The sequence below is a fragment of the Microvirga thermotolerans genome (assembly GCF_009363855.1).
GTDB classification, from domain to species: domain Bacteria; phylum Pseudomonadota; class Alphaproteobacteria; order Rhizobiales; family Beijerinckiaceae; genus Microvirga; species Microvirga thermotolerans.
This window is the reverse complement of the sequence record NZ_CP045423.1, coordinates 2,856,308-2,882,361: the sequence shown is the minus strand read 5'-3', so window position 1 is coordinate 2,882,361 and position 26,054 is coordinate 2,856,308. Positions and strand designations below refer to the sequence as shown.

The following is a 26,054-nucleotide window of genomic DNA, read 5'->3' as shown; positions in this document are numbered from 1 at the left end:
AATCCCAGGCTTTTCACCGTCATGCAAATGTGATTGTCTCGACCCATAAGGACGCGGAAAGCGCCATCATGGGAGGGACGTGGGACGTGGACAATGCCAGCTTGCCCGCGATCGAGGTCGACCGCCTGCAGGTCAGCTACGGCAGCCAGCAGGTGCTGCACGGAGTGAGCCTCTCCGTCGCCCCGGGGGAGTTCATCGCCATCCTCGGCTCGTCCGGATGCGGGAAGACGACGCTCCTGAGAACCATCGCCGGATTCCAGAAGGCCTCCGGCGGCGCCATCCGGCTCTTCGGGCGCGACGTGGTGGACGTGCCGCCGGAGAAGCGCGGCATGGCCATGATGTTCCAGTCCTACGCCCTGTGGCCGCACATGACCGTGCTGGGCAACGTGGGCTACGGGCTGCGCCTGCGCGGGGTTGCCAAGGACGAGATCCGGGCGCGGGTGGCGGCGGTCCTGAAGATGCTCAACCTGTCGGGGCTGGAGGACCGGAAGGTGACCAACCTCTCCGGCGGACAGCGCCAGCGCGTCGCCCTGGGGCGGGCGCTCGCCATCGAGCCGGAGATCCTGCTCCTCGACGAGCCCCTCTCGAACCTCGACGCGAAGGTGCGCATCCAGCTCCGTTCGGAGATCAAGGCGCTCCAGGCGCGCCTCGGCTTCACGGCCATCCACGTCACCCACGACCGCGAGGAGGCCATGACCATGGCGGACCGGATCGTGGTCATGGATGCGGGGCGCATCGCACAGGTCGGGCCGCCGAAGGAGGTCTACGACCGGCCCAACTCGCCCTTCGTCGCCAGCTTCATGGGGGCCGAGAACACCATCGAGCTGGACGTGCGACCCGCCGAGGGCGGCGTCGAGATCCGCACGGGCGACGGGCCTGCCGTTCCCTATGCGGGCGCCGTTCCGGTCGGCGCCGTGACGGCCTATTTCCGCGACGACGTCGCGTCCCTCGACGAGCCGGACGCCCGGGTCGAGGGAGCCATCGTTCTGCCCGGGACAATTACGCAGAGAACGTATCCCGGCGGACACTACAGGTACGTGGTCGCGATCGGCGACCGTCATTTCACCGTGACGGACGACGGCTACCACGACGTCGACCGCCCCGTCGGCCTGAGGCTGCCGGTGGCGTCGCTGCACCTGTTCCCCACCGATCAAGCCAAGGGAGGAATCCATGCGTAGAGCCCTTTACGCCGCGGGCTTTGCGGCGCTACTCATGACGGGCGCCGCCAGCGCGCAGACGCTCAACGTCGCAACCGCCGGCGACCAGAACATGGTCGACTACATCAAGGACTATCTCGGTCCGCTTTTCGAAAAGCAGCATCCCGGCGTCAAGGTCGTCGCCGTCGGCACGGGACCCGGCGACGGCGGGTCCCAGAAGATCTTCGAGAAGCTCGAGGCGCAGAGCAAGGCCGGGGCTCCCGCCGATTTCGACGTGGTGGTCATCCACCAGAAGGCCGCGGGCACCATGGTGCAGAGCAACCTGCTCAAGAAGTACCGCGACGACCTTCCCACCGGCAAGCTCGTGACGCGCGACACGGCGACGAACTCCCTCGGCACCGACGTCTCGGGATACGTCATGCCGATGTTCCATTCGCAGACCGCCATCGCCTACAACCCCGACCTCATCAAGGATCCGCCGAACAGCTATGCGGAGCTGCGCGAGTGGGTGAAGAAGAACCCGAAGCAGTTCGGCTACAACGGCATCAAGGGCGGCATGTCCGGCGTCGCCTTCGTGACGGGCTGGGTCGCGGCCTTCGGCGGCGACGCGGCGAAGCTGGAGAAGGGGCCCTACGACGCCGCCCAGAAGGCGACCTGGGAGAAGGCCCTCGCCGACCTGAAGGAGTTCAACCGGAACGTCGTGATCACGCCCGGCAACGCCGGCACTCTCGATATGCTCAACCGCGGCGAGATCGCCATGGGGCCGGTCTGGGTCGACATGTTCTACACCTGGAAGGCCGAGGGCAAGCTTCCGCCGAACATGCGCCTGAAGCTCGTGTCGCCCGGCATGCCGGGGCAGCCGATGTACTACGCGATCCCCGCCAAGACGGCGCATGAGAAGCTCGCCGCGGAGTTCGTGGCGCTCGCGACCAGCCCCGACGTGCAGGCGGAGGGCATCGTGAAGCGGTTCAACTGGTATCCGGGCATCGATGCCAAGAACCTGGAGGGCAAGCTCGACCAGGCCGTGTGGAACCAGCTCTTCGCGGACATCCCGCCGGACGCGCTTTCCGCCAACGGCAAGCCGTTCCCGATCAGCCCCTATTTCAACGACATTCTCGAAGCCTACGAGAAGAAGGTCGCGAACTGACCTGTCCGTTCATTCCGCGGGCGTCCGGCGCGGGCGCCCGCGGCGCTTCGGCACCGGCTCACCGCCGAAACCGGGATCCTGCTCGACCATGGCGCGACCTTCGCTCTTCGGCCTCCTGCTCATCGCCCCCGCCCTGGCGATGATCGGCGTGCTCTTTCTCTACCCGCTCGGGTTCTCGCTCGCCTCCGCCTTCACGGGGCCGGACGGCGCGCCGTCCCTCGAATCCTTCCGGAAGGCGTACGAGCTCTATTCCACCGACATCCTCTTCACCCTCTTCATCGTCATCGTCTCGACGGCGCTGACCGGCCTGTTCTCGATCGCGATTGCGGGCATCCTCACCCTGAGCGAGACGCCGTGGCTCGTCGCGGTGCTGCGCAGCCTCTACCGCTGGCCGCTCTTCATTCCCTTCATCGTCGCCGCCCAGTGCATGCGCACCTTCCTCGCCAAGAACGGGCTGATGAACAACACCTTCGTGGCGCTGGGACTCATGGAGCCGATCCAGGCCACGAGCCTGCTGGACTGGCGCGGCATCATCGTCACCTTCGTGTGGAAGCAGGTGCCTTTCGTCACCCTCATGCTCGCCGGGGCCATGGCCTCCATCGACCGGGCGACCGTCGAGGCGGGCCGCAATCTCGGCGCCTCGCGCCTGCGCGTGCTGATCGAACTCGTGCTGCCGCAGGTAGCGCAGACCCTGCTGGTCGGCCTCGTGCTCTCCTTCGTCACCATGCTGTCGGTCCTGTCGGTGCCGATGATGGTGGCGGGCTCGCAGCCCACCATGCTCACGGTCGACATGGCCTTCAGGATCAACTCCTACGGCGACTACGCCACCGCCAACGCGCTCGGCGTGATCTCCTACGTCATCGCGGGGACGGTCGCCTGGATCTACCTCCGCCACAACGTGAAGCGGGAGGTGCAGGCATGAGCGGGACCGGGCTTTCCCCTGCCGCCGGCGGATATTCCGAAAAGCGGCCGGGCCGCGCCGACGCGGGCCGTCCGCCGGCCGCGTCGAAGGCGGCGGCGGGCGTCTGGGCGCTGGGCTCCACGCTCCTGAAGGTCGTGGCCCTGGCGCTTTTCGCCTTCCTGCTGTTCGGGCCGCTCGCCAATCTCGTGCTCTGGTCGGTGGCGGAGCGCTGGTACGCCCCGTTCAAGCTGCCGGTCTCCTACGGACTGAAATATTGGGAGGTGGTGTTCCGCCCCACGGGCGACGCCATGGCCTCGCTCGCCACCAGCGTCGGCATCGCGTGCCTGACCGTGGTCGTGGCGCTCGCCGTGTCCGTGCCGGCGGGATACGCGCTCGCGCGGCTGCGTCTGCCCTGGCGGACGGCGCTGATGATCCTGTTCCTGCTCCCCCAGGCCTTTCCCTCCGTGGCGATCTACATCAACGTGGCCCGCGTCTTCTACGGGCTCGGGCTCACGGGCACGATTCCCGGCGTGGTGCTGGTCCATGCCGCCCACGGGCTCGTCTATTCCGTGTGGATCGCCGCCGCCGCCTTCGCGGCGGTGGACCGGGATCTGGAGCTTGCGGCCCGCAACATCGGCGCCTCGCCGCTGCGCACCTTCTTCACCATCACGCTGCCGCTCGCCGCGCCCGGCATCATGGCCAGCGCGATCTTCGTCTTTCTCGAATCCCTCGACGAGTTCACGGGCACGTTCTTCGTCGGCGTTCCGCAGGTGACAACCCTGCCGCTTCTCCTCTACAACGCAAGCATGGGCGGCAATTACCAGATCGCCTCGATCACCGCCCTCATCCTCCTCGTGCCCTCCGTTCTGTTCATGATCGTCATCGAGCGCTTCCTGAAGGCCGACGTCCTGAGCAAGGTCGGGCAGTAACCGCAGGACCTCCATGCTCAGGATCATCACCTGGAACATCCAGTGGGGACTCGGCATCGACGGCCGGGTCGACCTCGCCCGCCAGATCGCCGAGGCGCGCAACATCGCGGATTTCGACGTGCTGTGCCTTCAGGAGGTTTCCGACAATTTCGGCAACCTCAAGGGCAACGACGGCGGGAACCAGTTCGCCGCCCTCGCGGCGCTGCTGCCGGGTTTCACGGCGGTCGAAGGCGTCGCCCTCGACATTCCGGACGGGGCGGGGGGGCGCCGCCGCTTCGGCAACATGATCCTCTCGCGCCGGCCGGTGAGCCAGGTCCTGCGCTACACCCTGCCGTGGGAGGCGGCGCCGACCCGCAACATGCCCCGCCTGCTGCTGGAGGCCACCGTCGAGACGGGCTCGGGGCCGCTGCGGGTCATGACGACCCATCTCGAATACTCGTCCGGCGCGCTGCGCCGGGCTCAGGTCGAGGGCATCCGCGAAGCCCACCGCACCGCCCACGCCAGGGCCCGGACGCTCCGCGAGGACGGGCCCGGCACCTATGTCCGGTTCCCGGCGGCCTCCGCCGCCGTCCTGACCGGCGACTTCAACATGCGCCCCGAAGACCCGACCAAGAGGCGGATCTCCGAGAGCTTCGAGGACGGCGCGCCCGCCCTCGTCGATGCCTGGGAGGCCCTGAACGGCGCGAAGGCGCATCCCTACTCCTTCTGCATCTACGAGCAGGTCAACGGGCCGCCCCATTGCTGCGACTTCATGTTCGTGACGGAGGACCTCCGGCCCCGGCTGCGCCGCATTACCTACGACCAGGAATGCCAGGCCTCCGACCATCAGCCCGTCCTGCTCGAACTCGACCTGTGACCTGCCGACGGGCCTCTGCCGGCCCATAGAGCCTTTTCAGGAGGAGTGGGAACCGGTTCTTTGTCCGGAGACGCGGCAAACCAGGAGCTTCGGAGCGGAGTGCGATTCCATCGAAGCGTAAACCGCTCTGAGCCCGGTTCCCGGGCGGCCGGGCGCGCGGCCAGTCGAGCGGTCGTATTGACGCCGCCGCGCAAGGTATTTGACGTTACGGAGACTTGGCAGAAGGTCGAGAATCGAGAAAATCCGGCTTGACGCAGAGGTTACACCCATGCAATCGCGGCGGATGAGCTAACCTTGCCGGGAAAGCTCACCTGTCAGGCTTTCCTCTGGGATCGAAGGAACACCCATGAACAAGAATGAACTGATCGAGCAGATTGCTCAGGAGTACGAGCTGACGAAGGCCTTCGCGCGAAACGTGGTGGAGCACGTGTTCGAGGCCATCAGCGACGCCGTCCACAAGGGCGAGGAGGTCGCGATCTTCGGTTTCGGCAAGTTCAAGCTCTCGGAGCGCAAGGCGCGCAAGGGCCGCAACCCGCAGACGGGCGAGGCCATCAAGATCGCCGCCTCCAAGAACGTGAAGTTCGAGCAGGCCAAGGCGCTGAAGGAGCGCGTGAATTCCAAGCGCCGCTCGCGCAAGGGCTGAGACTGCCTCACATTTCGTGACGGATTGGGCGCCTACGGGCGCCCAATTTTTTCGGGCTGCAGTGCCGGGCAGGCCATTTCCAAAGGCGGAGCGGGAACCAGCGGCAACCATTGCCGTTCAGGCTTCAATGCGAGCCGTTGCGCCGAATGGGTCCATTCGGGCTTGGGGGCCATCCTGAACGGAGGTGGCAATGTTCCATTTGCCCCGGTCCCCGCGTCTGTGCCTGTCTCTCGCCGCCTGCCTTCTCGTCCAGCCCGTTCAGGCCGAACCCAGGTTCGACCTCGCCCTCGTCATTGCCGTCGACGTGTCCTCCTCCATGGATCCCCGCGAGCAGCAGCTGCAGCGGGACGGATTCGTGGAGGCGTTCCGGTCGCCCCTCGTCCACAAGGCGATCCAGCGGGGGATTCTCGGACGGATCGCCGTCACCTATGTGGAATGGTCGTCCGCGGACGATCAGGCCGTCGTGGTCCCGTGGACGGCGATCGACGGTCCGGATTCCGCCAGCACGTTCGCCCAGAAGCTGGCCTTCCAACCCGTGCGCCGGGGAACGACCACCTCGATCTCGGCGGCGCTCGATTTCAGCGCGCGGCTCCTTCGGGAGATGGAGGCCGAGACGGTGCGGCGGGTCGTCGACGTTTCGGGAGACGGCACCAACAACGATGGACGCCCGGTGACGGAAGCGCGCGATCAGCTCGCCGCCGCGGGGATCACGATCAACGGCCTCCCCGTGATGATCAAGGAGCCGGAAGCCGCCTGGGACATGGATGTGCTCGACATCTACTACCGGGACTGCGTGATCGGCGGGATGGGCGCCTTCATGCAGCCGGTCCGCGACGTCGATCAGTTCGCGGCTCTCATCGAGTTGAAGATCCTGCGCGAGGTGTCAGGGATCGACGGCCGGGACGTCGCGGCGGTTCCCGCCGCTTCCACCCCTCCCGGCGTCGATTGCCGGACCGGCGAGAAGACACGGCAGGAAAGGGACAGGCCCGCGCAGCCGAACCATTGACGCAGGCTCTCGGTGCCGGCCTGCCCGAGTTTGCCGGGGATGCACCGCGGCAGGGGGAGGAACGGCTCCGGGCTGCGTCGCGCCGGCGGCGCCGGCGTGGGGGCACGTCAATTGACGCTGTTGGTGGGCGCGTCGCCCATCAGGGCCGCTTCCGCCGCCATCAGCAGCGCTTCGCCGAGCTCGCGGGCGCGGTCGGCCGTCATCGCGACGGGCATCTGGTGACGGATGCCGCGGGCGAAATCGTCCGGAGTCGCGGCGATCTCGATCACCATCATGGCGTCGCGCCCGTCGAGGGTGCCGACGGAGAAGCTCGTGAGAGCGCCGATCAAATCGAATTCGTGGGTCATGTCGACCTCCATGTTCCAGTCTGGACGCCGTTCTCGCTCAAAACGGGGATGCTGTCTGCTCTCCGGGCGAAGAGTGGATTTTGTTTCATTTGCTTTTTTCTTTATCCGGCAATGGCTTGGCTTGAGAAAAATCTCGAAAATACTCCGCTTTTCAGGTTGTGCGCCCTGAGGTTCCGCAACAGAGTTGCGATAATCTTGCCTCCGAGGACCTCCCGCAGAGCACGCGCCCCCAAGCCTTTCCGGGGAAGCCAACCCCCGTCCGCTGTGTTAGAATTCATCGATAGGGAGGTTCGTGGCGATGGACGAGACCTTGCGGCGGGAAATCGTCGATATCCTGAACCGGGCGAAGGACATGACCCTCGCGACGATCCGCGAGGACGGATACCCGCAGGCGACGACCGTCTCCTATGCCAGCAGCGGCCTTCACCTGTATTTCGGCTGCGCGGACCAGTCCCAGAAGGCCCGGAACATCGCCCATGACGACCGGGTCTCCGTCGCCATCGCCCTTCCATACGAGACCTGGGAGCAGATCAGGGGGGTGTCCCTCGCCGGGCGGGCCCAGCGGCTGACGGCTCCTGCCGAAATCGACCAGGCCGTGCGGCTGATGCTCGCCAAGTTCCCGCAGCTTGCCCAATATGCCACGCAGGGCCTGGAGGGCGTGGCGCTCTACCGGATCGTGCCGGAGGTGTTCTCGGTCCTCGATTACCGGAAGGGCTTCGGCCACACGGAGTTTGCCGAGGCGAGGGACGGGACGGAGCCCGATAGGGTCGAGGAGGCGGACCTCGAATCCTTCCCCGCCAGCGACCCGCCGTCCTGGACCGGCACCTCGCTTCGCTGACGGGCCGCCGTCCGAAACAACCTCAGAGCGCGGCGACGATCTGGATCTCGAGGCCGTAGCCGGGGTCGGCGAGCTTCGATTCCACGCAGACCCGGGCGGGCGCCTCGCCGGGCACGACCCACGCATCCCAGACCGCGTTCATCTCGTCGAAATGACTCATGTCCGCGAGCCAGATCGTGGCATGGAGGATCCGGCTCCTGTCGCTGCCGATCTCGGCGAGGGACTGGGCGATCTGGTCGAGCACGTCCTTCGTCTGCTCGGCCACGGAGGCGCCGACGCTCGTCTCCGGGACGTAGCCGGAGAAATAGGCCACGTCGTCCTTGATCACGAGGTCGCTGTAGCGGGTCGCAACCCCCACGCGGGAAATCGCCGTCACGGCTGTCGCTCCTTCATCTTCGGCCCAGTGTCTTGCAGGTGTTCGGGAAGCTGCCCCGCGAAGGCGACCGCCGCCGGCCCCGTGAGGACGAGGCCGCCGTCCTCCCGGACCGCGACCTCCAGAAGACCGCCCGGCATCTCCACCGTGACGCGGCGCTCGGAGGTGAGGCCCCGCCGCCGCGCCGCGAGCACCGCCGCGCAGGCGCCGCTGCCGCAAGCCCGGGTCAGGATGCCGGGCCTCTCCCATACCACGAGGCGCAGCCGGTCCGGCGCGACGAGTTCCGCGACGCCGACATTGGCGCCCTCCGGCAGGAGGGGATCGTTCTGCAGCGCCGGCGCCCAGCGCGGCACGTCGACCGCGTCGCGGCTCTCCACGAAGCAGACGAGATGGGGATTGCCCAGGCTGACGGCCGTGGGCCAGTGGAGCGGTCCGGAGGCGAGGTCGAGCTTCAGGGTGTCGCGCGGCGCGGCGAGCGGGATCGCATCCCACTCCCAGCGCGGAGCCTCCAGCCGGAGCGCGATGCGCTCCCCGCTGCATCGCGAGCCCTCGACGAGGCCGCCGAGGGTTTCGAGGAGAAGGGAATCCCGCCCGCTCTCGTCGATCAGGAGCCGCACGACGCAGCGAGTCGCGTTCAGGCAGGTCTCGGCCTCCGTTCCGTCCACGTTGTAGATCCGCATTCGCCCGTGCGTCTGCGGAACGGAGGGCTCCTCGATGACGAGAAGCTGGTCGCCGCCGATGCCGACATGCCGGTCGCAGATGAGGCGGATGGCGTCCGCAGAGGGGCGGAAGGGCTGCGCGCGGCCGTCCACGATCACGAAGTCGTTGCCCAGCCCGTGCATCTTCAGGAACGGGCGGCCGGGAAGGTCGAAGGACAGCACGGGAGGCCTGTCGCGAAGGGAGGAGGACCGGAGCGGGGAGCCGCAGGCGGGCGAGACTGAGCTCCGCCACCCGCACTGTCAAGTTAGACGAGCGGGGAGAAAAAACTTTCCGTCCGGGCGCGCCGGCGTTCTATATGCAGGCACCATGCAAGGGCGAATGCCGAGGAGCGCATCATGAAGGCACGGGTGAAGTGGGTCGAGGGAATGGCTTTCGTCGGCGAGTCCGGCAGCGGCCACGCGATCGTCATGGACGGAGCGCCCGAATACGGAGGGCGGAACCTGGGCATCCGGCCCATGGAGATGCTGCTCATCGGCCTCGGCGGCTGCACGGCCTTCGACGTGGTGCAGATCCTCAGGCGCGGGCGCGAGGACGTGACGGACTGCGTCGTCGAGGTGGAGGCGGAGCGGGCCGAGACCGATCCGAAGGTCTTCACGAAGATCCACGTGGTCTACCGCGTGTCCGGCCGCAATCTCGCGCCGGCGAAGGTGGAGCGGGCGATCTCCCTGTCGAAGGAGAAATATTGTTCGGCCTCGATCATGCTCGGCGCGGTCGCCGAGATCACGCACGAATGGTCGGTCGTCGAGGAGGCCGGAGAGCCCGCCGCCTGAGGCGGGCGCTCCTTTCCATCCATGTGAAAAGCCCATAAGACCACTGTAGACAGGAAGCGACCAATATGAGACCAGTGTGAGCGTGAGCGAAACTGGCCTCCATACCCGCTTCCGGTCCCTCTACCGGCGATCGCTGCCCGGCTTCCGCGTCAACGAGGATTGCGCCGGTCTGCTCGGCAGCCATGCCTGGGTCGCCGATGGCGCGACCGGGGTCTCGGACCGGCGGATCGAAACCGCTCCGAGCGATGCGGCGTGGCTCGCCGCCGCGATCCAGGAGGGGCTCCCGTCGCTGCTGCAGGCAGGGCGCGGAGCGGGGGACCCGCTCCATGAGCTTCAGGCCATCATCGCCCGGCGCTACGAGGCGGCGGCCGGACAGGGGCCCCATTCCCCGACGGAGGCCGGACCCTCCGCCTGCCTCGGACTGATCGGCGTGGAGGAAGCCGCGGGTCGCGGCAGGCTTCGCCTCACGGGCCGCTTCCTCGGGGACGTGGTCGCGCTCGTCCCGTCGGACGGGGAGGTGCTGCGCTGGACCGACGAACGCGCCAAGCCTTTCGAGCGCCTCACTCTGGCCGCGCTGGGGGAGGGGGGCTCCGCGGCAGGCGTCGTGCCGGAGCCGGTCCGCCGCCAGATCGTGGAGAACCGCGCCAGGCTCAACAGCCCCGGCGGATACTGGGTGGTCAATCCGCTTCGCCCCTGGGCCGGCCGGGAGCTGCGCTTCTCGGCGCAGCTCGAGCCGGGCGCGCCGGTCGTGCTCGCCACGGACGGCTTCATGCGCCTCGTGGACGTGTTCGGCGCCTATACCGACCGCTCGCTTCACGCGGCGCTCGCCGCGGGGCGGGGCGACGACCTCTTCGACGAGCTGCGCGAGCGCGAGCTGCACGACGATGCGGGCCGCTCGTTCCGCCGCGTGAAGATCCACGACGACGCGACCGTGCTCGTGGTCGCGGCGGAAGGCTGAGGACGGGAGAATTCCGAAAGATGGACCTCAAACGGCAAGTTTTTCGGTGGTAAAGGAGGAGACTTCAACGATGAGGGAACTCAAAATGACTCTGACGAGACGGATGCTGATGGGCGTCGCCATGGGCGGCTACCTGCTCTCGGCCGGGGCCGCCATGGCCAAGACCGAGCTGACCTTCTGGAGCTGGCGCCAGGAGGACAAGGCTTTCTACCAGGACATCATCAAGAAGTTCCAGGAGAAGGAGCCCGACATCTCGGTGAAGTTCGAGACCTACGCGCCCGAGAACTACCAGACGATCCTCTCCACCGCGCTCGCCGCCGGCCGGGGCCCCGACGTGATCCAGGCCCGCGCCTACGGCAACCTGGAGGCCATCGCGACTCCCGGCTACCTGCTCGCCCTCGACAAGCAGAACGTTCCGGAGCTCGCGAACTTCCCCGAATCCGCGCTCGCCGCCGAGACGCTCCGCGCCGACGGAAAGGTCTATGCGGTTCCCTTCGCGATGCAGGCCCAGCTCGTGGTCTACAACAAGAAGATCTTCAAGGACGCCGGCGTGAACCCGCCGAAGACCTGGGACGAGCTGATGGCCCTGTGCCAGGCGCTCAAGGCCAAGAACGTCAATCCCTTCGCCAACGGCACGGCGACCGCCTGGCAGAACGAGACCATCGTGGGCGGCCTCCTGTCCTCCATGCTCGGCAAGGCGTTCGAGGCCGACATCGTCTCCGGCAAGGCGAACTTCACCGATCCGCGCTTCGTCAACGCGCTGACGAAGCTGAAGGAGGTGAGCCAGTATTTCGCGCCGAACTTCACGGGCGTGGACTATCCGTCCTCGCAGCAGCTCTTCGTGGCGGGCCGCGCGGCCATGTTCGCCGGCGGGTCCTACGAGATCGCCAACTTCAAGAACCAGAATCCCACGCTGGACCTCGGCGTGTTCCCGGCCCCCGTGCTCAAGGCGGGCGACGAGGCCCTCATCGCCACCTACTACGACGGCGGCTACGCGGTGAACGCCAAGTCCGAGAAGAAGGACGCGGCGCTCAAGTTCGTCCGCTTCCTGGCGACGCCCGAATACGGCACCGCCTTCACCAACACCCTGAAGAACCTCTCGCCGATCAAGGGCATCAAGATCGAGGACCCGATCACGCAGGAGGTGGCGAAGCTCGCCGAGCATTCCATGTCCTACCTGATGCTGGTGCGCTTCCGCTATCAGGAGCCGAGCGGCTCGGTCCTGCTGCAGTCGAACGTGCAGAAGATGCTCGCCGGCCAGCAGACGCCGGAGCAGGCCGCGGCCGAGATCAACAAGGGCATCGCGACCTACTACAAGCCGTTCCAGAAGTGAGGCTCGGCTCTCGTCATCCCCGGGCCCGGCCCGGGGATCCACGCCTTCGACCCGTCGCGGTCCCCAGGACGTGGATGGCCGGGCCGAGCCCGGCCATGACGGCGTGAAGCCTCCCGAAAGATCCAAGGCCGATCCATGCCCGTCTCGCCGAAGCAGGCCAGGACCCTGAAGCACCGCAGCTGGGTGGCGTTCCTCGTCGTCCCGCCGATCGTCTTCATGTCCCTGTTCGTGGTCTACCCGATCCTGTCCGCCTTCGCCTACGCCTTCTACGAATGGCGCGGCCTGGCGCGCGGGGAGTTCGTGGGGCTCGCCAACTTCCGCGAGGTGCTCTTCGGCCCCACCATGGGGCCGGTGGTGTGGAACGCGTTCCTCCACAACGTCTATGCGCTCGTGGCGCTGATGGTCGTCCAGAACGGAGGCGGGTTCTTCCTCGCCTGGCTCCTCTACAAGGAGCCCTTCGGCTTCCGCTTCCACCGGGTCGCCGTCTTCGTTCCCGTCGTCCTCTCGACGATCATCGTCGGCTTCCTGTGGAAGCTGTTCCTCAACCCGAATTTCGGCATCGTCAACCAGGCGCTCTATTCCGTCGGGCTCGATTCCCTCGCCAGGCCGTGGCTCGGGGATTCCTCGACCGCCCTCGGCGCGCTGATCCTCGCGAACGCCTGGCATTTCGTCGGCTTCCCGACCCTCGTCTATCTCGCCGGGATGCAGCGCATCCCCTCCGAGATCATCGAGGCGGCGCGGCTCGACGGGACCAGCGAGTGGCAGCTCCTGAAGAACGTCGTCTGGCCGCTCGTGGCGCCGAGCACGACCATCCTGTTCACGCTGCTCTTCATCGGCGCCTTCAACTGGTTCGAGATTCCTTACGTGATGGTCGGGCTCGACGGCTCGCCCTTCGGCTCGACGGACGTCCTCGGCCTCGTGTTCTACCGCACGGCCTTCGGCAACCAGAGCGCCAGCGTCCAGAATTTCGGGCAGGGCTCGGCGCTCGCCACGCTCCTGTTCCTGTTCATCGTCGTCTTCGCGTCGATGCTCACCCTCTGGCTGCGCCGTCGGGAGATCCAGTTTTGACGACCCTGACCCACGAGGCCGCGGCGAAGCGGCCGGTCTCCTTCGCCTTCCTGGCCCAGATCGTGCTGATCGCGAACTCCTTCGTCATGCTCTACCCCGTGGTGGTCATGGTGTTCTCCGCGTTCAAGACGACCGGCGAGATCTTCGAGCATCCCTTCGCCTTGCCGGACTTCACGCAGGTGCAGAACTTCGCGCGGGTGCTCGGCGAGACCTCGATGCCGACCTACTTCCTCAACTCCATCGTCGTCACGGGCGCGTCGGTCGTCCTCATCCTCGTGCTCGGCACCATGGCCGGCTATGCGGTGGCGCGCTACGAATCCCGCACCAACACCGTCGTGCTGCTGTTCTTCCTCGCGGGGCTCATGCTGCCTCTGAAGCTCGCGGTCATTCCCCTGTTCATCCTGCTGCGGGACCTGAACCTGCTGGACAGCCGCTGGAGCCTCATCTTCACCTACACCGCCATCGGTCTGCCGTCCGCCGTGTTCATCATGGCGGGGTTCCTGCGCTCGCTCCCGTCCGAGCTGGAGGATGCGGCCCGCATCGACGGCGCATCGGAGCCGCGGATCATGTGGTCGGTGATGCTGCCGCTCGCGCGGCCTCCCATGGCCATCGCGGCGATCCAGAACGCGGTGCCCATCTGGAATGACTTCTTCTTCCCGCTGGTCTTCATCCAGACGGATTCCGCCAAGACGCTTCCGCAGGGCCTCACCACCTTCATGGGCGAGTACACCACCGACTGGGGCATGCTGTTCGCGGGCCTCACCGTCGCGGCGGCGCCCATCACGCTGCTCTACATCGCGCTGTCACGCCAGTTCATCCAGGGCATGACGGCCGGCGCCGTGAAATAGGAGGGCGTCATGCCACGCATTCCGAAGGGTGCCCTCATCGTCTCCTGCCAGGCCCGCGCCGACAATCCGCTGCACGGCCCGATCTTCATGTCCGCCATGGCCCGGGCGGCCGCGGCGGGCGGCGCGAAGGGTTTTCGCGCCAACGGGGTGGAGGACGTGGCGGCGATCCGCGCGCTGACGACGTGCCCCATCGTCGGCATCGACAAGGTGTTCGACGACGAATACCCCGTCTACATCACGCCCGCCTTCGCCCATGCGGCCCGCATCGCGCAGGCGGGGGCGGACATCGTCGGGCTCGACGCCACGCCGCGCCGCCGCAACGGCGAGCCGGTCGGGACCCTGATCGGGCGCATCCGTTCCGAGCTCGGCCGCGAGGTCTTCGCGGACGTCTCGACCCTGGAGGAGGGGCAGGCGGCGGCCGCGTACGGCGCGACCTACGTGGCGACGACGCTCTCCGGCTACACGGAGGAGACGGCGGCGCTCAAGGAGAAGGGGCCCGACCTCGACCTCGTCGAGGCGCTGGTCAGGGCCGTGCCGGTCCCCGTCGTCGCCGAAGGGCGCTTCGACACGCCGGAGCTGGTCGCCGCCGCCTTCGCGCGCGGCGCCCACGCGGTGGTGGTCGGCACCGCCATCACCAATCCGCGCGAGATCACGAAGACGTTCGTCCGGGCGGCGGCCCCGTGGGCGGGCGAGGGAAACGCTGGCGCCCCGTGAGACGGCGCAGTTCTGTCACGGAGTGAAACATGGCCGATGTGTCGATCCGCAACATCCGCAAGTCCTTCGGGCCGGTTGCGATCATCAAGGGCGTCGATATCGACATCCGGGACGGCGAGTTCGTCATCCTGGTCGGCCCGTCCGGATGCGGAAAGTCGACCCTGCTGCGCATGATCGCGGGGCTGGAGGACATCACCGAGGGCGAGATCCGCATCGGCTCGCGGGTGGTGAACGACGTCCCGCCGAAGGACCGCGACATCGCCATGGTGTTCCAGTCCTACGCGCTCTACCCGCACATGACGGTGGCGGAGAACATGGCGTTCTCCCTCAAGCTCAAGGGCACGCCCAAGGCGGAGATCGACCGTCGCGTGAAGGAGGCCGCCGCCGCCCTCGGGCTCGTGCCGCTCCTCGACCGCCATCCGCGCCAGCTGTCGGGCGGGCAGCGTCAGCGCGTCGCCATGGGCCGCGCCATCGTGCGCGATCCGCAGGTCTTCCTGTTCGACGAGCCGCTCTCCAACCTCGACGCCAAGCTGCGCGTGCAGATGCGCGCCGAGATCAAGGAGCTTCACCAGCGCCTGAGGACCACGACGGTCTACGTCACCCACGACCAGATCGAGGCCATGACCATGGCCGACAAGATCGTGGTGATGCACGACGGCGTCGTCGAGCAGATCGGCGCGCCCCTTGAGCTCTACGACCGTCCCGCCAACCTCTTCGTGGCGGGCTTCATCGGCTCCCCGGCCATGAACTTCGTCCAGGGCACGCTCGGCGGGCAGGGCATCGTGCTCGAGAGCGGTGCGGTCCTGCCCCTGGAGAGCCGCCCGGGCCTTGCCGACGGCTCCCGGCTGACCGTCGGCATCCGCCCCGAGCACCTGCAGATCGTCCCGGCCGGAACGCCCGGGGCCATCCCCGCGACCGTTTCGGTGGTGGAGCCGACCGGGTCGGACACGACCGTCATCGCCCGGGCGGAGGGCGGCAGCCTCACCGTGGTGGTGCGCGACCGGGTGGCGCTCAGGCCTTCGGAGCCCGTCGCCCTCAAGCCGCTGGCCCACCAGGCGCACCTGTTCGATGCCGAAGGAAAGCGCGTGGCCACGGCCTGACCCTCGGGCGAGGGGAGCCGCCTGCCCCCGGGCAGGGCGAACCTCGTAACGCAAACGTGAAGGCACCGCCGGGCCGCTCGGGTGTACCCAGGTCATGTGGATTTCAAGCGAGGTGCGCCGTGCCGATCCGCCGCCGTTCAGACATCCTCCCGTCCGAGATCACGCCCCGGGAGATCTATCTCAACCGCCGCCAGATCATCGCCGGGGCCGCAGGCCTTGCCCTTGCCTCCGGCCTGCCCGCGACGGCGCGGGCAGGCTCCCTCGCCACCGTCAAGAGCCCGTTCTCCACGGACGAGAAGCCGACGAGCCTCCAGGACGTGACGAGCTACAACAACTACTACGAGTTCGGGGTCGACAAGGGCGCTCCCGCCGCCCATGCCCACACCCTCAGGACCTCGCCCTGGACGGTGAAGGTGGACGGCCTCGTCGCCAGGCCCGCCGAGTTCTCCGTGGAGGATCTCATCAAGGGCTCGACCCTGGAGGAGCGCATCTACCGCATGCGCTGCGTCGAGGGCTGGTCCATGGTCGTTCCCTGGGACGGGTTCCCCCTCGCCGATCTGATCAAGCGGGTCGAGCCCCTCGGCAGCGCGAAATACGTGGCCTTCGAGACCGCCTACAGGCCGGAGGAGATGCCGGGGCTCCAGTCCATGTTCCCGGTGCTCGAATGGCCCTACGTGGAGGGCCTGCGGCTCGACGAGGCGATGCATCCGCTCACCATCCTCGCCGTGGGGCTCTACGGCGAGAGGCTGCCGAACCAGAACGGCGCGCCGATCCGGCTCGTCGTGCCGTGGAAGTACGGCTTCAAGGGCATCAAGTCGATCGCGCGGATCAGCTTCGTCGAGAAGCAGCCCGAAACCTCCTGGAACAGGCAGGCGCCGGACGAGTACGGCTTCTACGCCAACGTGAACCCCAACGTGGACCATCCGCGCTGGAGCCAGAAGACCGAGCGCCGGATCGGGGAGGGCGGCCTCTTCGTGAAGAGGCGCCCGACGCTGCTCTTCAACGGCTATGCCGAGGAGGTGGCGCAGCTCTATTCCGGCATGGACCTGCGGAAGTTCTACTGATGGACGCGCGCAGCCCGAAGGCCGCCCCGCGGACCGCGCCCGCGGCCGCGCGGGTGCCCATGATCGCCCTCTACGCCGTCGGCCTCGCGCCGGCCGCGTGGCTGTTCTACCAGGGCGTCAACGACAATCTCGGGGCCGATCCCATGCGCTACCTGGAGCAGTCGCTCGGCCTCTGGGCGCTGCGCTTCCTGGTGGCGACGCTCGCCGTCACGCCCCTGCGCCAGCTGGCGGGCATCAACCTCCTGCGCTACCGGCGCCTGCTCGGGCTCCTGTGCTTCTACTACGCCGCCCTCCACTGGACGACCTATCTCGTCCTCGACCAGGGGCTCGATCTCGAGGCGATCTGGGCCGATCTCGTGAAGCGGCCCTACATCACCATCGGCATGGCGACCTTCCTCGTCCTCGTTCCCCTCGCGGCGACCTCCAGCAACGCAGCCATCCGCAGGCTCGGCGGAAAGGCCTGGGCGCGGCTGCACCGGCTGGTCTATGCCGCCGCCATCGGCGCGGTGCTGCACTTCCTGCTCGTCGTGAAGTCCTGGCCGCCGGAGCCGCTGGTCTATGCGGCCATCGTGCTCGCGCTCCTGGGATACAGGCTGGGGCGGTCCGTCCTGCGCAGGCTCGCGCCGAAGCCGGAGCCCCGCCGCCGCGCGGCTTGAAGAGCGCCGCCGCTCGGATAGGATGCCCCCGTGTGAGGAGTGCCGCCGCATGGCGCTGAGCATGATACCGAAATTCGCCCGGGCCGCCCTCGCGGGTCTCGTCGCCACCGCGGTTCTGACCGCGCCTGCCGCCGCCCGGAGCGAAGGCATCGTCGTCTTCGCGGCGGCGAGCCTCAGGAACGCCCTCGACGACATCGCCGCCGCCTGGCAGCGGGAATCCGGCACGAAGGCCGCGGTCTCCTATGCGGGCAGCAACGTCCTCGCCCGGCAGATCGAGGCGGGCGCGCCCGCCGACGTGTTCCTGTCCGCCGATCTCGACTGGATGGACTACGCCGCGTCCAAGGGGCTCATCGACCCGGCGAGCCGCACGAACCTTCTCGGCAACGCCCTCGTCCTCATCGCGCCGAAGGACGAGGGCGCGGACATCGCGCTCGTCCCCGGCGTCGACCTCGCGGCGGCGCTGAAGGGCGGGCGTCTCGCCATGGCCGGCGTGGAAGCGGTGCCCGCGGGCAGGTACGGCAAGGCGGCCCTGCAGCGGCTCGGCGCGTGGGAGGGCGTCAAGGACCGCATCGCCCAGGCGGAGAACGTGCGCGCCGCGCTCCTCTTCGTGGCGCGGGGCGAGGCGCCGCTCGGCATCGTGTACCGCACCGACGCCGCCTCCGACCCCTCGGTCCGCGTGGTCGCGACCTTCCCGGCGGACGCGCATCCGCCGATCCTCTATCCGGCCGCGCTCACGAGGACGGCCCGGCCCGAGGCGCGGGCGTTCCTCGCCTTCCTCGGCTCGCCGCAGGCGAGGCAGGCCTTCGAGCGGCACGGTTTCTCCTTCCGCGGCAAGCCGGTTTCGGGATCTTGAACGCCTGGCTCTCCCCGGAGGAATGGTCGGCGGTCGCCTTGAGCCTAAAGGTGGCGGCGACGGCCGTGGCCGCCAGCCTCGTTCCCGGCATCGCCGTGGCGATGCTCCTCGCCCGGGGGCGCTTTCCGGGGCGCCGGGCGCTCGATGCCGTCGTGCACCTGCCCCTCGTCCTGCCGCCGGTGGCGGTAGGATACCTCCTGCTGCTGACCTTCGGGCGGCGGGCGCCGGCGGGCGCCTTCCTCGCCGAGCATCTCGGCCTCGTGTTCTCCTTCCGCTGGACCGGCGCCGCCCTCGCCTGCGCGGTGATGGGCTTCCCGCTCCTGGTGCGGGCGGTGCGCCTGTCCATCGAGTCCGTGGACCGCAGGCTGGAGAAGGCGGGCGAGACGCTGGGCGCCCACCCGGCCTGGGTCTTCCTGCTCGTCACCCTGCCGCTCATCACGCCCGGCATCCTGGCGGGGGCGGTCCTGTGCTTCGCCAAGGCCATGGGCGAGTTCGGCGCCACGATCACCTTCGTCTCCAACATCCCCGGCGAGACGCAGACCCTGCCGACGGCCATCTACGCCTTCACCCAGGTTCCCGGCGGGGAGGGGCGGGCGCTGCGCCTCACCCTCGTCTCCGTCGCGATCTCGGTGGCGGCCCTCTGGGCCTCGGAATGGCTCGCCCGGCGGGTGAGGCGGAGGCTCGCCGCCGGATGAGTCTCGAGGTCGACATCCGCCACCGGCTGGGCGCCTTCGTCCTCGATGCGCATTTCCGCTCCGAGGGGCGGCTCACCGCGCTGTTCGGGCGCTCCGGCGCGGGCAAGACGACCCTCGTCAACGCCATCGGCGGCCTCGTCAGGCCGGAGCGCGGGCGCATCGCCGTGCAGGGGCGCGTCCTCCTCGACACCGACAAGGGCATCGACGTCCCGGTCCACCGGCGGCGGGTGGGCTACGTGTTCCAGGAAGGCCGCCTGTTCCCGCATCTCACGGTGCGGCAGAACCTGCTCTTCGGGCGCTGGTTCACGCCCCGCCGCGAGCGCCGGGCCGATTTCGGCCGCGTCGTGGATCTCCTCGGCATCGGCCATCTCCTCGGGCGGCGGCCCGGCACCCTCTCGGGCGGCGAGAAGCAGCGGGTCGCCATCGGCCGGGCGCTCCTCGCCGATCCGCAGATCCTGCTCATGGACGAACCGCTCGCCTCCCTCGACGACACCCGCAAGGCGGAGATCTATCCCTATATCGAGCGCCTGCGCGACGAGGGCAGGGTGCCCATCGTCCTCGTCAGCCATTCGGTGCCGGAGATCGCCCGCCTCGCCACCGCCGTCGTGGTCCTGGCCGAGGGCCGGGCGGTCGCCTGCGGCCCCGCCGCCGAGATCCTCAGGCACCCGGAGCTTTTCCCGGAGCCCGGCCCGGCGGAGGCGGGCGCCCTCGTCGAGACGCGGGTGCTGCGCCATGAGGATTCTTTCGACCTGACGGTCCTCGAAACCCGCTCCGGCCCGCTCACCGTCCCCCGGCTCGACCTGCCCGTCGGAGCGCCGCTCAGGGTGCGCATCCGCGCCCGCGACGTCATCCTGGCCCTGGAGCGGCCGCAGGGGCTCAGCGCCCTGAACGTCCTGCCCGGCCGGGTGGAGGCCATGGAGGGCGGCGAGGGGCCCGGCCTCGACGTGACGCTCGATTGCGGGGGCGAGCGCCTTCTCGCCCGGATCACCCGCAAGTCCGCCGCGCATCTCGGCCTCGCGCCGGGCCGGGAGGTGCACGCGATCGTCAAGAGCGTCGCCTTCGACTCGCAGGTCGTGACCCGCACCCCGCGCGAGGATTAGCCCAGGCCTGCAGCCTGGAGGGTTGCGCCCGGGGACAGGGGGTGTAGCTTGCCGGGCGACGCGTTGCTTTCCCGAAAGGCCTGATCATGAACGAGCAAGTCCGGAACCCGTCCGCAGCCGCCTCCCATGCCGAGCGGCTCGACCGGCTGGCCGAGGTCGCGGTCCGCGTGGGCCTCGGCCTCAGGCCGGGGCAGGAGGTCGTCATGACCGCGCCCCTGGAGGCCGTCGCCCTCGTGCGGCGCATCACGGAGCATGCCTACAGGGCAGGGGCCTCCCTGGTGACCACCCTCTTCTCCGACGAGGAGGCGACCCTCCTGCGCTTCCGTCACGGGCGCGAGGACGGCTTCGACGCCGCCGCCGGCTGGCTCTACGACGGCATGGCCGCCGCCTTCAGGAACGGCGCCGCGCGCCTCGCCGTGGTCGGCGAGGACCCGTCCCTCCTGGCGCAGCAGGATCCCGAGAAGGTCGCCCGCGCCAACAGGGCGCGCTCCAAGGCCTACATGCCGGCCCTCAACCTGATCGCCGGATTCGACACCAACTGGACCATCGTCTCCGCCGCCACTCCCGCCTGGGCGAAGGCGGTGTTCCCGGACGATCCGGAGGAGGTCGCCGTCGCCAGGCTGTGGGACGCGATCTTCTCCGCCTCCCGCGTCGACACGCAGGACCCGATCGCCGCCTGGGCGGCGCACAACGCCAGTCTCCAGGCCCGCACCCGGGTGCTCAACGAGAAGAGCTACGCCGCCCTGCACTTCAAGGGCCCCGGCACGGACCTGCGCGTCGGCCTCGCCGACGGGCACGAATGGAACGGCGGCGCGACGAAGGCGAAGAACGGCGTCGTCTGCAACGCCAACATCCCGACCGAGGAGGTCTTCACCACCCCCCACAAGGACCGGGTGGAGGGCACCGTGACGAGCACCAAGCCGCTCTCCTACCAGGGCACCCTGATCCAGGACATCCAGGTCCGGTTCGAGAACGGCCGCATCGTGGAGGCCAGGGCCCGCACCGGCGAGGCCGTGCTGAGAAAGGTGCTGGAGACGGACGAGGGCGCGCGCCGCCTGGGCGAGGTCGCCCTGGTGCCCGATTCCTCGCCCATCTCCCGCAGCGGGCTCCTCTTCCTCAACACCCTCTTCGACGAGAACGCCTCGAGCCACATCGCCCTCGGACAGGCCTACAGCAAATGCATCAGGGACGGCGGCTCCATGAGCGAGGACGAGCTGGCCGCCCGCGGCGCCAACAGGAGCCTGATCCATATCGACTGGATGATCGGCTCGAACCGGGTGGACGTGGACGGGATCGCTGCGGACGGCCGGGCCGAGCCGCTCATGCGCGGCGGCGAATGGGTGTCGGCGTGAGAAGATCCTCCGCCCCGGCCGCGTCACGGCGTCCTCCGGGCGGAATATCGCCGGCTCACCGGCGCGGCGGGCTTGACGGTGGGGTATCGCCGCTGCGAAGGGGAGAGGTATTAAAGAGGTAGGGACCGGCCGGAGGCCGGCTCCCGCGACGAGCAGGATCCATGGCGGATTTTTCCCTTCAGAATCGGCAGGCCGAGCCTCTCCTTTCGGTGCGTTCGTTATCGGTTGAGTTCGGCTCGGGGGCGGGCGCCTTCCGGGCGGTGAAGGAGGTCGGCTTCGACGTCGAGCCGGGCAAGACCCTCGCCATCGTCGGGGAATCGGGCTCCGGCAAGTCCGTCACCTCCCTCGCCATCATGCGGCTCACGGACTACACCGGCGGGCGCATCGTCGGCGGCCAGGTGCTGTTCCGCCGCCCGGGGGGCGAGACGCTGGACCTCGTCGGCGCCCCGGACGAGACGCTGCGCGCCATCCGCGGCAACGAGATCGCGATGATCTTCCAGGAGCCGATGACCTCCCTCAACCCGGTCTTCACCATCGGCAACCAGATCGGCGAGGCGCTCACCCTGCACGAGGGGCTCAACGCCCGCGAGGCGCGCCTGCGGGCGAAGGAGCTTCTCCAGAAGGTCCGCCTTCCCGACGCCGACCGGCTCCTCGACCGCTATCCGCACCAGCTCTCGGGCGGCATGCGCCAGCGCGTGATGATCGCCATGGCGCTCGCCTGCGGCCCGAAGCTCCTGATCGCCGACGAGCCGACCACGGCCCTCGACGTGACGATCCAGGCGCAGATCCTCAACATCATCCGCGACCTGCAGGCCGAGATGGGCACGGCCGTCATCTTCATCACCCACGACATGGGCGTGGTGGCCGAGATGGCCGACGACGTCGTGGTGATGTGGAAGGGCGAGAAGGTGGAGCAGGCGCCGGTGCGCGAGATCTTCGCCGCGCCGAAGCACCCCTACACCCGCGCGCTGCTCTCCGCGGTGCCGCGCCTGGGCAGCCTGAAGGGCGAGCCCCTGCCCAAGCGCACGCCGGTGATGGTGATGGAGGCGGGCGAGCCGAAGCAGGTCGGCGAGACCCGCGTGCAGGACACCGCCGACTATGCGAAGCCCATTCTGCAGGTGGAGAAGCTGACCACCCGCTTCGACGTGGGCAAGACCTTCTTCGGCCGCGTCACCCATCGCGTCCACGCGGTGGAGGAGGTGAGCTTCGACATCTACCCGGGCGAGACGCTCGCGCTCGTGGGCGAATCCGGCTCGGGCAAGTCGACCATCGGACGCACCCTGCAGCAGCTGGTGGAGCCGACGGGCGGCACGGTGCGCTTCGAGGGGCGCGACATGAACGCCATGACCCAGGCGGAGCGGCGGCGCCTGCGCCAGCAGATCCAGTACATCTTCCAGGATCCCTTCGCCTCCCTCGACCCGCGCCACACGGTCGGCTTCAGCATCGCGGAGCCCATCGTGGTGCACGGTCTCATCAAGGACCGCAGGGCCATCGAGCGGCGGGTGCACGAGCTGCTCGAGCAGGTCGGCCTGCAGCCGCACCACGCCAAGCGCTATCCGCACGAATTCTCGGGCGGTCAGCGCCAGCGCATCTGCATCGCGCGGGCCCTGGCGAGCGATCCGAAACTCGTGATCGCCGACGAGTCCGTCTCGGCGCTGGACGTGTCGATCCAGGCGCAGATCGTGAACCTGCTCATGGAGCTCCAGGAGCGGCGGCGCCTCTCCTACCTCTTCATCACGCACGACATGGCGGTGGTGGAGAAGATCAGCCATCGCGTCGCGGTGATGTATCTCGGACAGATCGTGGAGATCGGCCCGCGCCAGGCGGTGTTCGAGAACCCGCAGCATTCCTACACCCGCAAGCTCCTCTCGGCGGTTCCCATCGCCGATCCGGAGCGCGAGCGCGCCCGAACGCGCATCGAGGGAGAGATCCCGAGCCCCGTCCGTCCCGTCGGCCAGGAGCCGGCGATCCACCGGATGCGGGAGGTCGAACCGGGCCATTGGGTCGCCGAGGAAGCCGAACGGCTCCGCGGCGCGGCCTGAACCAAGAGCTTCGAAGGAGAGAGCAGCATGAAGCTATCCACGACCCTCAAGGCGCTCGGCCTCGCGGCCGCGGTCGCCCTGGCGCCGCTCGCGGCGCCGGCGCAGGCCGCCGGCACGGTGACCGTCGCCATCGCCCTCGATCCCGGCAGCTGGGACCCCATCGACACCTTCGTGGTCGACTGGTCGTCCGCCGCCAACAACATCTTCGACGGCCTCACCGCGCGCGGCGCGGACATGAAGCTCAAGCCCGGCCTCGCGACGAGCTGGGAGTTCCTCGACAACAACAGCCGCATCCGCTTCAAGCTGCGCGAGAACGTGAAGTTCCACAACGGCGAGCCCTTCAATGCGGAAGCCGTGAAGTTCACCTTCGACCGGCTCCTCGGCCCAGAGGGCAAGAAGGGGCCGCAGCAGTCGAACTACAACTCCATCGACCGGGTCGAGGTCGTCGACGCCAGCACGGTCGACTTCGTCATGAAGCAGCCGGACCCGGTGCTGCTGACCAAGCTCGCCGGCTACGGCGCCATGATCGTTCCGCCCAAGTACATCCAGGAGAAGGGCGACGACTACTTCAACACCCATCCGGTCGGCACCGGGCCGTTCAAGTTCGTCAGCTACGAGCCCAAGGTCAGCCTGACCCTCGAAGCCTTCCCCGAGCACTGGGGCGGCGCGCCGAAGCTCGACAAGCTCGTTTTCCGCATGATCGCGGAGGCCAACACGCAGATCGCCGAGCTCCAGGCCGGACGCATCGACATCGCGACCCTGATCCCCTTCGGCCTCGCCCCGACCGTGGAGAAGGACCCGAAGCTCAGCCTCATCAGCATCACCGGCCCGACGGTGGTGGCGCTGCGCCTCAACACGCAGAACGGCATCACCAAGGACGTGAACGTGCGCAAGGCGCTCATCATGGGCATCGACCGCGACGCGATCATCAAGGCGGTGCTCCTCGGCCACGGCAAGCCCATCGCCAGCTTCCAGGCCGACCTGTCCTTCGGCTACGACCCGAACCTGAAGCCGCTGCCCTTCGACCTCGCCAAGGCGAAGCAGATGCTCCAGCAGGCGGGCGTGCAGCCCGGCGCGCCGATCAAGATCGACTTCCGCGGCAACGACGCGACCTTCCGCGAGGTGGCGCAGGCGGCGGCGGGCTTTCTCCAGGCGCTCGGGCTCAAGCCGTCGCTGCAGCCCTACGAGACGCCGGTGCTGCTCAACGACATCATCCCGAACGGCAAGACGGGCGAGGCCTGGCACAACGCCTGGGGCGGCTGGACCTTCGACTACGACAACACCGCCTACCTGATGTATCACTCCGGCGAGAAGTGGAATCCCTACGACAAGGATCCCAAGCTCGACGCGATGCTGGAGAAGCAGCGCAGCATCTACGACGTGAAGGAGCGCGAGAAGATCCTTCAGGAGATCGCCCGCTACGTGGCGGACAACGCCCTGGAGATCCCGCTCTACAACCAGAACACCATCTACGGCGTGAACAAGCGGCTGAAGAACTTCGAGCCGCCGGCGGACCGCCGCTTCCGCTTCACGGACGTCACCGTGGAGTAAGCGACGGCGCGGGCGCCGCCGCTCCGGCGGCCGCCCGCTCCGGCCTGCATAACCGCGAGGCCCCGCCTGTGCGGGGCCTCCTCACGAGAGAACAGGAACGGGACACCCGATGGCGGGCTTCATTCTCAAGCGACTGCTCCAGGCCATTTTCGTCATCCTGGCCGTGACGCTGATCGTGTCCTTCGCCATCCGGCTCTCCGGCGATCCGGCCGTGATGCTGGCGGGCGGCAGCAACATCACCGAGAAGGACCTGCAGAACATCCGTCAGGCGCTGGGCCTGGAGCGGCCCTTCTACGTGCAGTACCTCTCCTTCCTGAAAGGCCTGCTCGTCGGCGATTTCGGCCGCAGCTTCATGGGCGGGACGCCCGTGTCGCTCCTGATCTCCAAGGCGCTCCCTGCGACCCTGCTCCTGGCCTTCGTCTCGCTCCTGATCTCCATCGCCCTCTCGGTGCCGCTCGGCGTCTACGCTGCGGTCAAGCGCGGGCGCTGGCCCGACCAGCTCATCCGCATCCTGTCCCTGATCGGCCTGTCCTTCCCGAACTTCTGGCTGGCGATCATGATGGTGCTGTTCTTCTCCATCAGCCTCGGCCTCCTGCCGCCGAGCGGCATGGAGGGGCCCGAGAGCTTCGTCATGCCGGCCCTCACCATGGGCATCATCCTCACCGCCACCAACGTGCGCCTGGTGCGCACCTCCATGCTCGAGACGCTCTCGCAGCAATACATCATGGTGGCGCGCTCGAAGGGGCTGAAGGACCGGGTGGTGCTCTACAAGCATGCCCTGCGCAACTCGGCGATTCCCCTCGTCACCTATGTGGGGCTTCAGTTCGGCAGCCTCATCGGCGGCATCGTCATCGTGGAGCGGGTCTTCAACTGGCCCGGCATGGGGACGCTCGCCTTCGACGCGATCTCCGCCCGCGACTATCCGGTCCTGCAGGGGGCGATCACGGTGCTCGCCCTCTTCATCGTGCTCATCAACCTCCTGGTCGACATCGCCTACGGGCTGATCGACCCCCGCATCCGGACGGAGTGACGT

27 protein-coding genes are annotated in these 26,054 nt (G+C 68.3%); 24 read left to right on the top strand and 3 right to left on the bottom strand.

What is annotated here, in order from left to right; translation table 11 throughout:
• Nucleotides 1-68 precede the first annotated feature (68 nt).
• The 7 genes from GDR74_RS13640 to GDR74_RS13610 all read left to right on the top strand — a co-directional run bounded on the left by GDR74_RS13640 (nucleotide 69) and on the right by GDR74_RS13610 (nucleotide 6,639).
• The gene (locus GDR74_RS13640) at nucleotides 69-1,178 is read left to right on the top strand and encodes an ABC transporter ATP-binding protein (RefSeq protein WP_152586814.1); all 1,110 of its coding nucleotides are present in this window, start codon (nucleotides 69-71) and stop codon (nucleotides 1,176-1,178) included.
• Entirely contained in the window at nucleotides 1,171-2,304 is a 1,134-nt protein-coding gene (locus GDR74_RS13635; RefSeq protein WP_152586813.1) for an ABC transporter substrate-binding protein, read from the top strand. The genes GDR74_RS13640 and GDR74_RS13635 overlap by 8 nt, the downstream gene beginning before the upstream one ends.
• 88 nt (nucleotides 2,305-2,392) lie before the next feature.
• Nucleotides 2,393-3,226 carry an ABC transporter permease gene (locus GDR74_RS13630; RefSeq protein ID WP_152586812.1) on the top strand — a complete coding sequence of 278 codons (834 nt, stop codon included), beginning with the start codon at nucleotides 2,393-2,395 and terminating at the stop codon, nucleotides 3,224-3,226.
• Complete coding sequence (locus GDR74_RS13625) at nucleotides 3,223-4,134, top strand: ABC transporter permease (RefSeq protein ID WP_152586811.1); 912 nt, start codon at nucleotides 3,223-3,225, stop codon at nucleotides 4,132-4,134. Before GDR74_RS13630 ends, GDR74_RS13625 begins: the two co-directional genes overlap by 4 nt.
• Nucleotides 4,135-4,147: 13 nt before the next feature.
• Complete coding sequence (locus GDR74_RS13620; RefSeq protein WP_152586810.1) at nucleotides 4,148-4,990, top strand: endonuclease/exonuclease/phosphatase family protein; 843 nt, start codon at nucleotides 4,148-4,150, stop codon at nucleotides 4,988-4,990.
• 346 nt (nucleotides 4,991-5,336) lie between these two features.
• Nucleotides 5,337-5,633, top strand: coding sequence for an HU family DNA-binding protein (locus GDR74_RS13615; protein WP_152586809.1), 297 nt, complete (start codon nucleotides 5,337-5,339; stop codon nucleotides 5,631-5,633).
• Nucleotides 5,634-5,823: 190 nt separating this feature from the next.
• Entirely contained in the window at nucleotides 5,824-6,639 is an 816-nt protein-coding gene (locus GDR74_RS13610; RefSeq protein ID WP_152586808.1) for a DUF1194 domain-containing protein, read from the top strand.
• A gap of 107 nt (nucleotides 6,640-6,746) precedes the next feature.
• Here the strand turns inward: GDR74_RS13610 and GDR74_RS13605 are convergent, their stop codons facing one another.
• Nucleotides 6,747-6,986, bottom strand: coding sequence for a hypothetical protein (locus GDR74_RS13605; protein WP_152586807.1), 240 nt, complete (start codon nucleotides 6,984-6,986; stop codon nucleotides 6,747-6,749).
• Nucleotides 6,987-7,284: 298 nt separating this feature from the next.
• On the opposite strand from GDR74_RS13605, the gene GDR74_RS13600 reads away from it, so the two are divergent.
• The gene (locus tag GDR74_RS13600) at nucleotides 7,285-7,824 is read left to right on the top strand and encodes a pyridoxamine 5'-phosphate oxidase family protein (protein ID WP_152586806.1); all 540 of its coding nucleotides are present in this window, start codon (nucleotides 7,285-7,287) and stop codon (nucleotides 7,822-7,824) included.
• A 22-nt stretch (nucleotides 7,825-7,846) separates the two neighbouring features.
• Here the strand turns inward: GDR74_RS13600 and GDR74_RS13595 are convergent, their stop codons facing one another.
• Complete coding sequence (locus GDR74_RS13595) at nucleotides 7,847-8,200, bottom strand: RidA family protein (RefSeq protein ID WP_152586805.1); 354 nt, start codon at nucleotides 8,198-8,200, stop codon at nucleotides 7,847-7,849.
• Nucleotides 8,197-9,078: a diaminopimelate epimerase gene (dapF, locus tag GDR74_RS13590; protein ID WP_246179447.1), complete on the bottom strand. Its 882-nt coding sequence runs from the start codon at nucleotides 9,076-9,078 to the stop codon at nucleotides 8,197-8,199. Before dapF ends, GDR74_RS13595 begins: the two co-directional genes overlap by 4 nt.
• A gap of 174 nt (nucleotides 9,079-9,252) precedes the next feature.
• Between dapF and GDR74_RS13585 the strand changes: the two genes are divergently transcribed.
• The 16 genes from GDR74_RS13585 to GDR74_RS13510 all read left to right on the top strand — a co-directional run bounded on the left by GDR74_RS13585 (nucleotide 9,253) and on the right by GDR74_RS13510 (nucleotide 26,051).
• The gene (locus GDR74_RS13585) at nucleotides 9,253-9,687 is read left to right on the top strand and encodes an OsmC family protein (RefSeq protein ID WP_152586804.1); all 435 of its coding nucleotides are present in this window, start codon (nucleotides 9,253-9,255) and stop codon (nucleotides 9,685-9,687) included.
• Nucleotides 9,688-9,763: 76 nt separating this feature from the next.
• A complete protein-coding gene (locus GDR74_RS13580; protein WP_152586803.1) occupies nucleotides 9,764-10,645 on the top strand; it encodes a hypothetical protein in 882 nt (293 codons plus the stop codon).
• An 85-nt stretch (nucleotides 10,646-10,730) separates the two neighbouring features.
• A complete protein-coding gene (locus GDR74_RS13575; RefSeq protein WP_152586802.1) occupies nucleotides 10,731-11,978 on the top strand; it encodes an extracellular solute-binding protein in 1,248 nt (415 codons plus the stop codon).
• Between the two features lie 135 nt (nucleotides 11,979-12,113).
• The gene (locus GDR74_RS13570) at nucleotides 12,114-13,046 is read left to right on the top strand and encodes a carbohydrate ABC transporter permease (protein ID WP_152586801.1); all 933 of its coding nucleotides are present in this window, start codon (nucleotides 12,114-12,116) and stop codon (nucleotides 13,044-13,046) included.
• Nucleotides 13,043-13,894 carry a carbohydrate ABC transporter permease gene (locus GDR74_RS13565; RefSeq protein WP_152586800.1) on the top strand — a complete coding sequence of 284 codons (852 nt, stop codon included), beginning with the start codon at nucleotides 13,043-13,045 and terminating at the stop codon, nucleotides 13,892-13,894. The genes GDR74_RS13570 and GDR74_RS13565 overlap by 4 nt, the downstream gene beginning before the upstream one ends.
• A gap of 9 nt (nucleotides 13,895-13,903) precedes the next feature.
• A complete protein-coding gene (locus GDR74_RS13560; RefSeq protein WP_152586799.1) occupies nucleotides 13,904-14,608 on the top strand; it encodes an N-acetylmannosamine-6-phosphate 2-epimerase in 705 nt (234 codons plus the stop codon).
• A 29-nt stretch (nucleotides 14,609-14,637) separates the two neighbouring features.
• The gene (locus GDR74_RS13555; RefSeq protein WP_152586798.1) at nucleotides 14,638-15,708 is read left to right on the top strand and encodes an ABC transporter ATP-binding protein; all 1,071 of its coding nucleotides are present in this window, start codon (nucleotides 14,638-14,640) and stop codon (nucleotides 15,706-15,708) included.
• Between the two features lie 119 nt (nucleotides 15,709-15,827).
• Nucleotides 15,828-16,772, top strand: coding sequence for a protein-methionine-sulfoxide reductase catalytic subunit MsrP (gene msrP, locus GDR74_RS13550; protein WP_152586797.1), 945 nt, complete (start codon nucleotides 15,828-15,830; stop codon nucleotides 16,770-16,772).
• The gene (gene msrQ / locus GDR74_RS13545) at nucleotides 16,772-17,428 is read left to right on the top strand and encodes a protein-methionine-sulfoxide reductase heme-binding subunit MsrQ (protein WP_152586796.1); all 657 of its coding nucleotides are present in this window, start codon (nucleotides 16,772-16,774) and stop codon (nucleotides 17,426-17,428) included. The genes msrP and msrQ overlap by 1 nt, the downstream gene beginning before the upstream one ends.
• 49 nt (nucleotides 17,429-17,477) lie before the next feature.
• Entirely contained in the window at nucleotides 17,478-18,281 is an 804-nt protein-coding gene (modA, locus tag GDR74_RS13540; protein WP_152586795.1) for a molybdate ABC transporter substrate-binding protein, read from the top strand.
• Nucleotides 18,278-18,976, top strand: a complete 699-nt coding sequence (modB, locus tag GDR74_RS13535) for a molybdate ABC transporter permease subunit (protein ID WP_425486928.1) — start codon at nucleotides 18,278-18,280, stop codon at nucleotides 18,974-18,976. The genes modA and modB overlap by 4 nt, the downstream gene beginning before the upstream one ends.
• A complete protein-coding gene (modC, locus tag GDR74_RS13530; protein WP_152586794.1) occupies nucleotides 18,973-20,076 on the top strand; it encodes a molybdenum ABC transporter ATP-binding protein in 1,104 nt (367 codons plus the stop codon). The genes modB and modC overlap by 4 nt, the downstream gene beginning before the upstream one ends.
• 86 nt (nucleotides 20,077-20,162) lie before the next feature.
• Nucleotides 20,163-21,428, top strand: a complete 1,266-nt coding sequence (locus tag GDR74_RS13525; RefSeq protein WP_152586793.1) for an aminopeptidase — start codon at nucleotides 20,163-20,165, stop codon at nucleotides 21,426-21,428.
• Nucleotides 21,429-21,589: 161 nt separating this feature from the next.
• Nucleotides 21,590-23,470 (top strand): ABC transporter ATP-binding protein, encoded by a 1,881-nt coding sequence (locus GDR74_RS13520; protein WP_152586792.1) that lies wholly within the window; start codon nucleotides 21,590-21,592, stop codon nucleotides 23,468-23,470.
• 27 nt (nucleotides 23,471-23,497) lie between these two features.
• The gene (locus GDR74_RS13515) at nucleotides 23,498-25,021 is read left to right on the top strand and encodes an ABC transporter substrate-binding protein (protein WP_152586791.1); all 1,524 of its coding nucleotides are present in this window, start codon (nucleotides 23,498-23,500) and stop codon (nucleotides 25,019-25,021) included.
• Nucleotides 25,022-25,130: 109 nt separating this feature from the next.
• The gene (locus GDR74_RS13510) at nucleotides 25,131-26,051 is read left to right on the top strand and encodes an ABC transporter permease (RefSeq protein WP_152586790.1); all 921 of its coding nucleotides are present in this window, start codon (nucleotides 25,131-25,133) and stop codon (nucleotides 26,049-26,051) included.
• The last annotated feature ends 3 nt before the right edge of the window (nucleotides 26,052-26,054 follow it).

What these genes read in the sequence shown, in the direction of transcription:
- GDR74_RS13625 (WP_152586811.1), top strand. Translation starts at nt 3,223, where the DNA reads ATGAGCGGGACCGGGCTTTCCCCTGCCGCCGGCGGATATTCCGAAAAG.
- GDR74_RS13605 (WP_152586807.1), bottom strand. Translation starts at nt 6,986, where the DNA reads ATGACCCACGAATTCGATTTGATCGGCGCTCTCACGAGCTTCTCCGTC.
- GDR74_RS13560 (WP_152586799.1), top strand. Translation starts at nt 13,904, where the DNA reads ATGCCACGCATTCCGAAGGGTGCCCTCATCGTCTCCTGCCAGGCCCGC.
- GDR74_RS13525 (WP_152586793.1), top strand. Translation starts at nt 20,163, where the DNA reads ATGAACGAGCAAGTCCGGAACCCGTCCGCAGCCGCCTCCCATGCCGAG.
- modC (WP_152586794.1), top strand. Translation starts at nt 18,973, where the DNA reads ATGAGTCTCGAGGTCGACATCCGCCACCGGCTGGGCGCCTTCGTCCTC.
- GDR74_RS13620 (WP_152586810.1), top strand. Translation starts at nt 4,148, where the DNA reads ATGCTCAGGATCATCACCTGGAACATCCAGTGGGGACTCGGCATCGAC.
- GDR74_RS13510 (WP_152586790.1), top strand. Translation starts at nt 25,131, where the DNA reads ATGGCGGGCTTCATTCTCAAGCGACTGCTCCAGGCCATTTTCGTCATC.
- GDR74_RS13585 (WP_152586804.1), top strand. Translation starts at nt 9,253, where the DNA reads ATGAAGGCACGGGTGAAGTGGGTCGAGGGAATGGCTTTCGTCGGCGAG.
- GDR74_RS13515 (WP_152586791.1), top strand. Translation starts at nt 23,498, where the DNA reads ATGAAGCTATCCACGACCCTCAAGGCGCTCGGCCTCGCGGCCGCGGTC.
- GDR74_RS13640 (WP_152586814.1), top strand. Translation starts at nt 69, where the DNA reads ATGGGAGGGACGTGGGACGTGGACAATGCCAGCTTGCCCGCGATCGAG.
- GDR74_RS13630 (WP_152586812.1), top strand. Translation starts at nt 2,393, where the DNA reads ATGGCGCGACCTTCGCTCTTCGGCCTCCTGCTCATCGCCCCCGCCCTG.
- GDR74_RS13600 (WP_152586806.1), top strand. Translation starts at nt 7,285, where the DNA reads ATGGACGAGACCTTGCGGCGGGAAATCGTCGATATCCTGAACCGGGCG.
- GDR74_RS13555 (WP_152586798.1), top strand. Translation starts at nt 14,638, where the DNA reads ATGGCCGATGTGTCGATCCGCAACATCCGCAAGTCCTTCGGGCCGGTT.
- GDR74_RS13635 (WP_152586813.1), top strand. Translation starts at nt 1,171, where the DNA reads ATGCGTAGAGCCCTTTACGCCGCGGGCTTTGCGGCGCTACTCATGACG.
- modA (WP_152586795.1), top strand. Translation starts at nt 17,478, where the DNA reads ATGGCGCTGAGCATGATACCGAAATTCGCCCGGGCCGCCCTCGCGGGT.
- GDR74_RS13610 (WP_152586808.1), top strand. Translation starts at nt 5,824, where the DNA reads ATGTTCCATTTGCCCCGGTCCCCGCGTCTGTGCCTGTCTCTCGCCGCC.
- GDR74_RS13520 (WP_152586792.1), top strand. Translation starts at nt 21,590, where the DNA reads ATGGCGGATTTTTCCCTTCAGAATCGGCAGGCCGAGCCTCTCCTTTCG.
- msrQ (WP_152586796.1), top strand. Translation starts at nt 16,772, where the DNA reads ATGGACGCGCGCAGCCCGAAGGCCGCCCCGCGGACCGCGCCCGCGGCC.
- GDR74_RS13570 (WP_152586801.1), top strand. Translation starts at nt 12,114, where the DNA reads ATGCCCGTCTCGCCGAAGCAGGCCAGGACCCTGAAGCACCGCAGCTGG.
- GDR74_RS13615 (WP_152586809.1), top strand. Translation starts at nt 5,337, where the DNA reads ATGAACAAGAATGAACTGATCGAGCAGATTGCTCAGGAGTACGAGCTG.
- GDR74_RS13575 (WP_152586802.1), top strand. Translation starts at nt 10,731, where the DNA reads ATGACTCTGACGAGACGGATGCTGATGGGCGTCGCCATGGGCGGCTAC.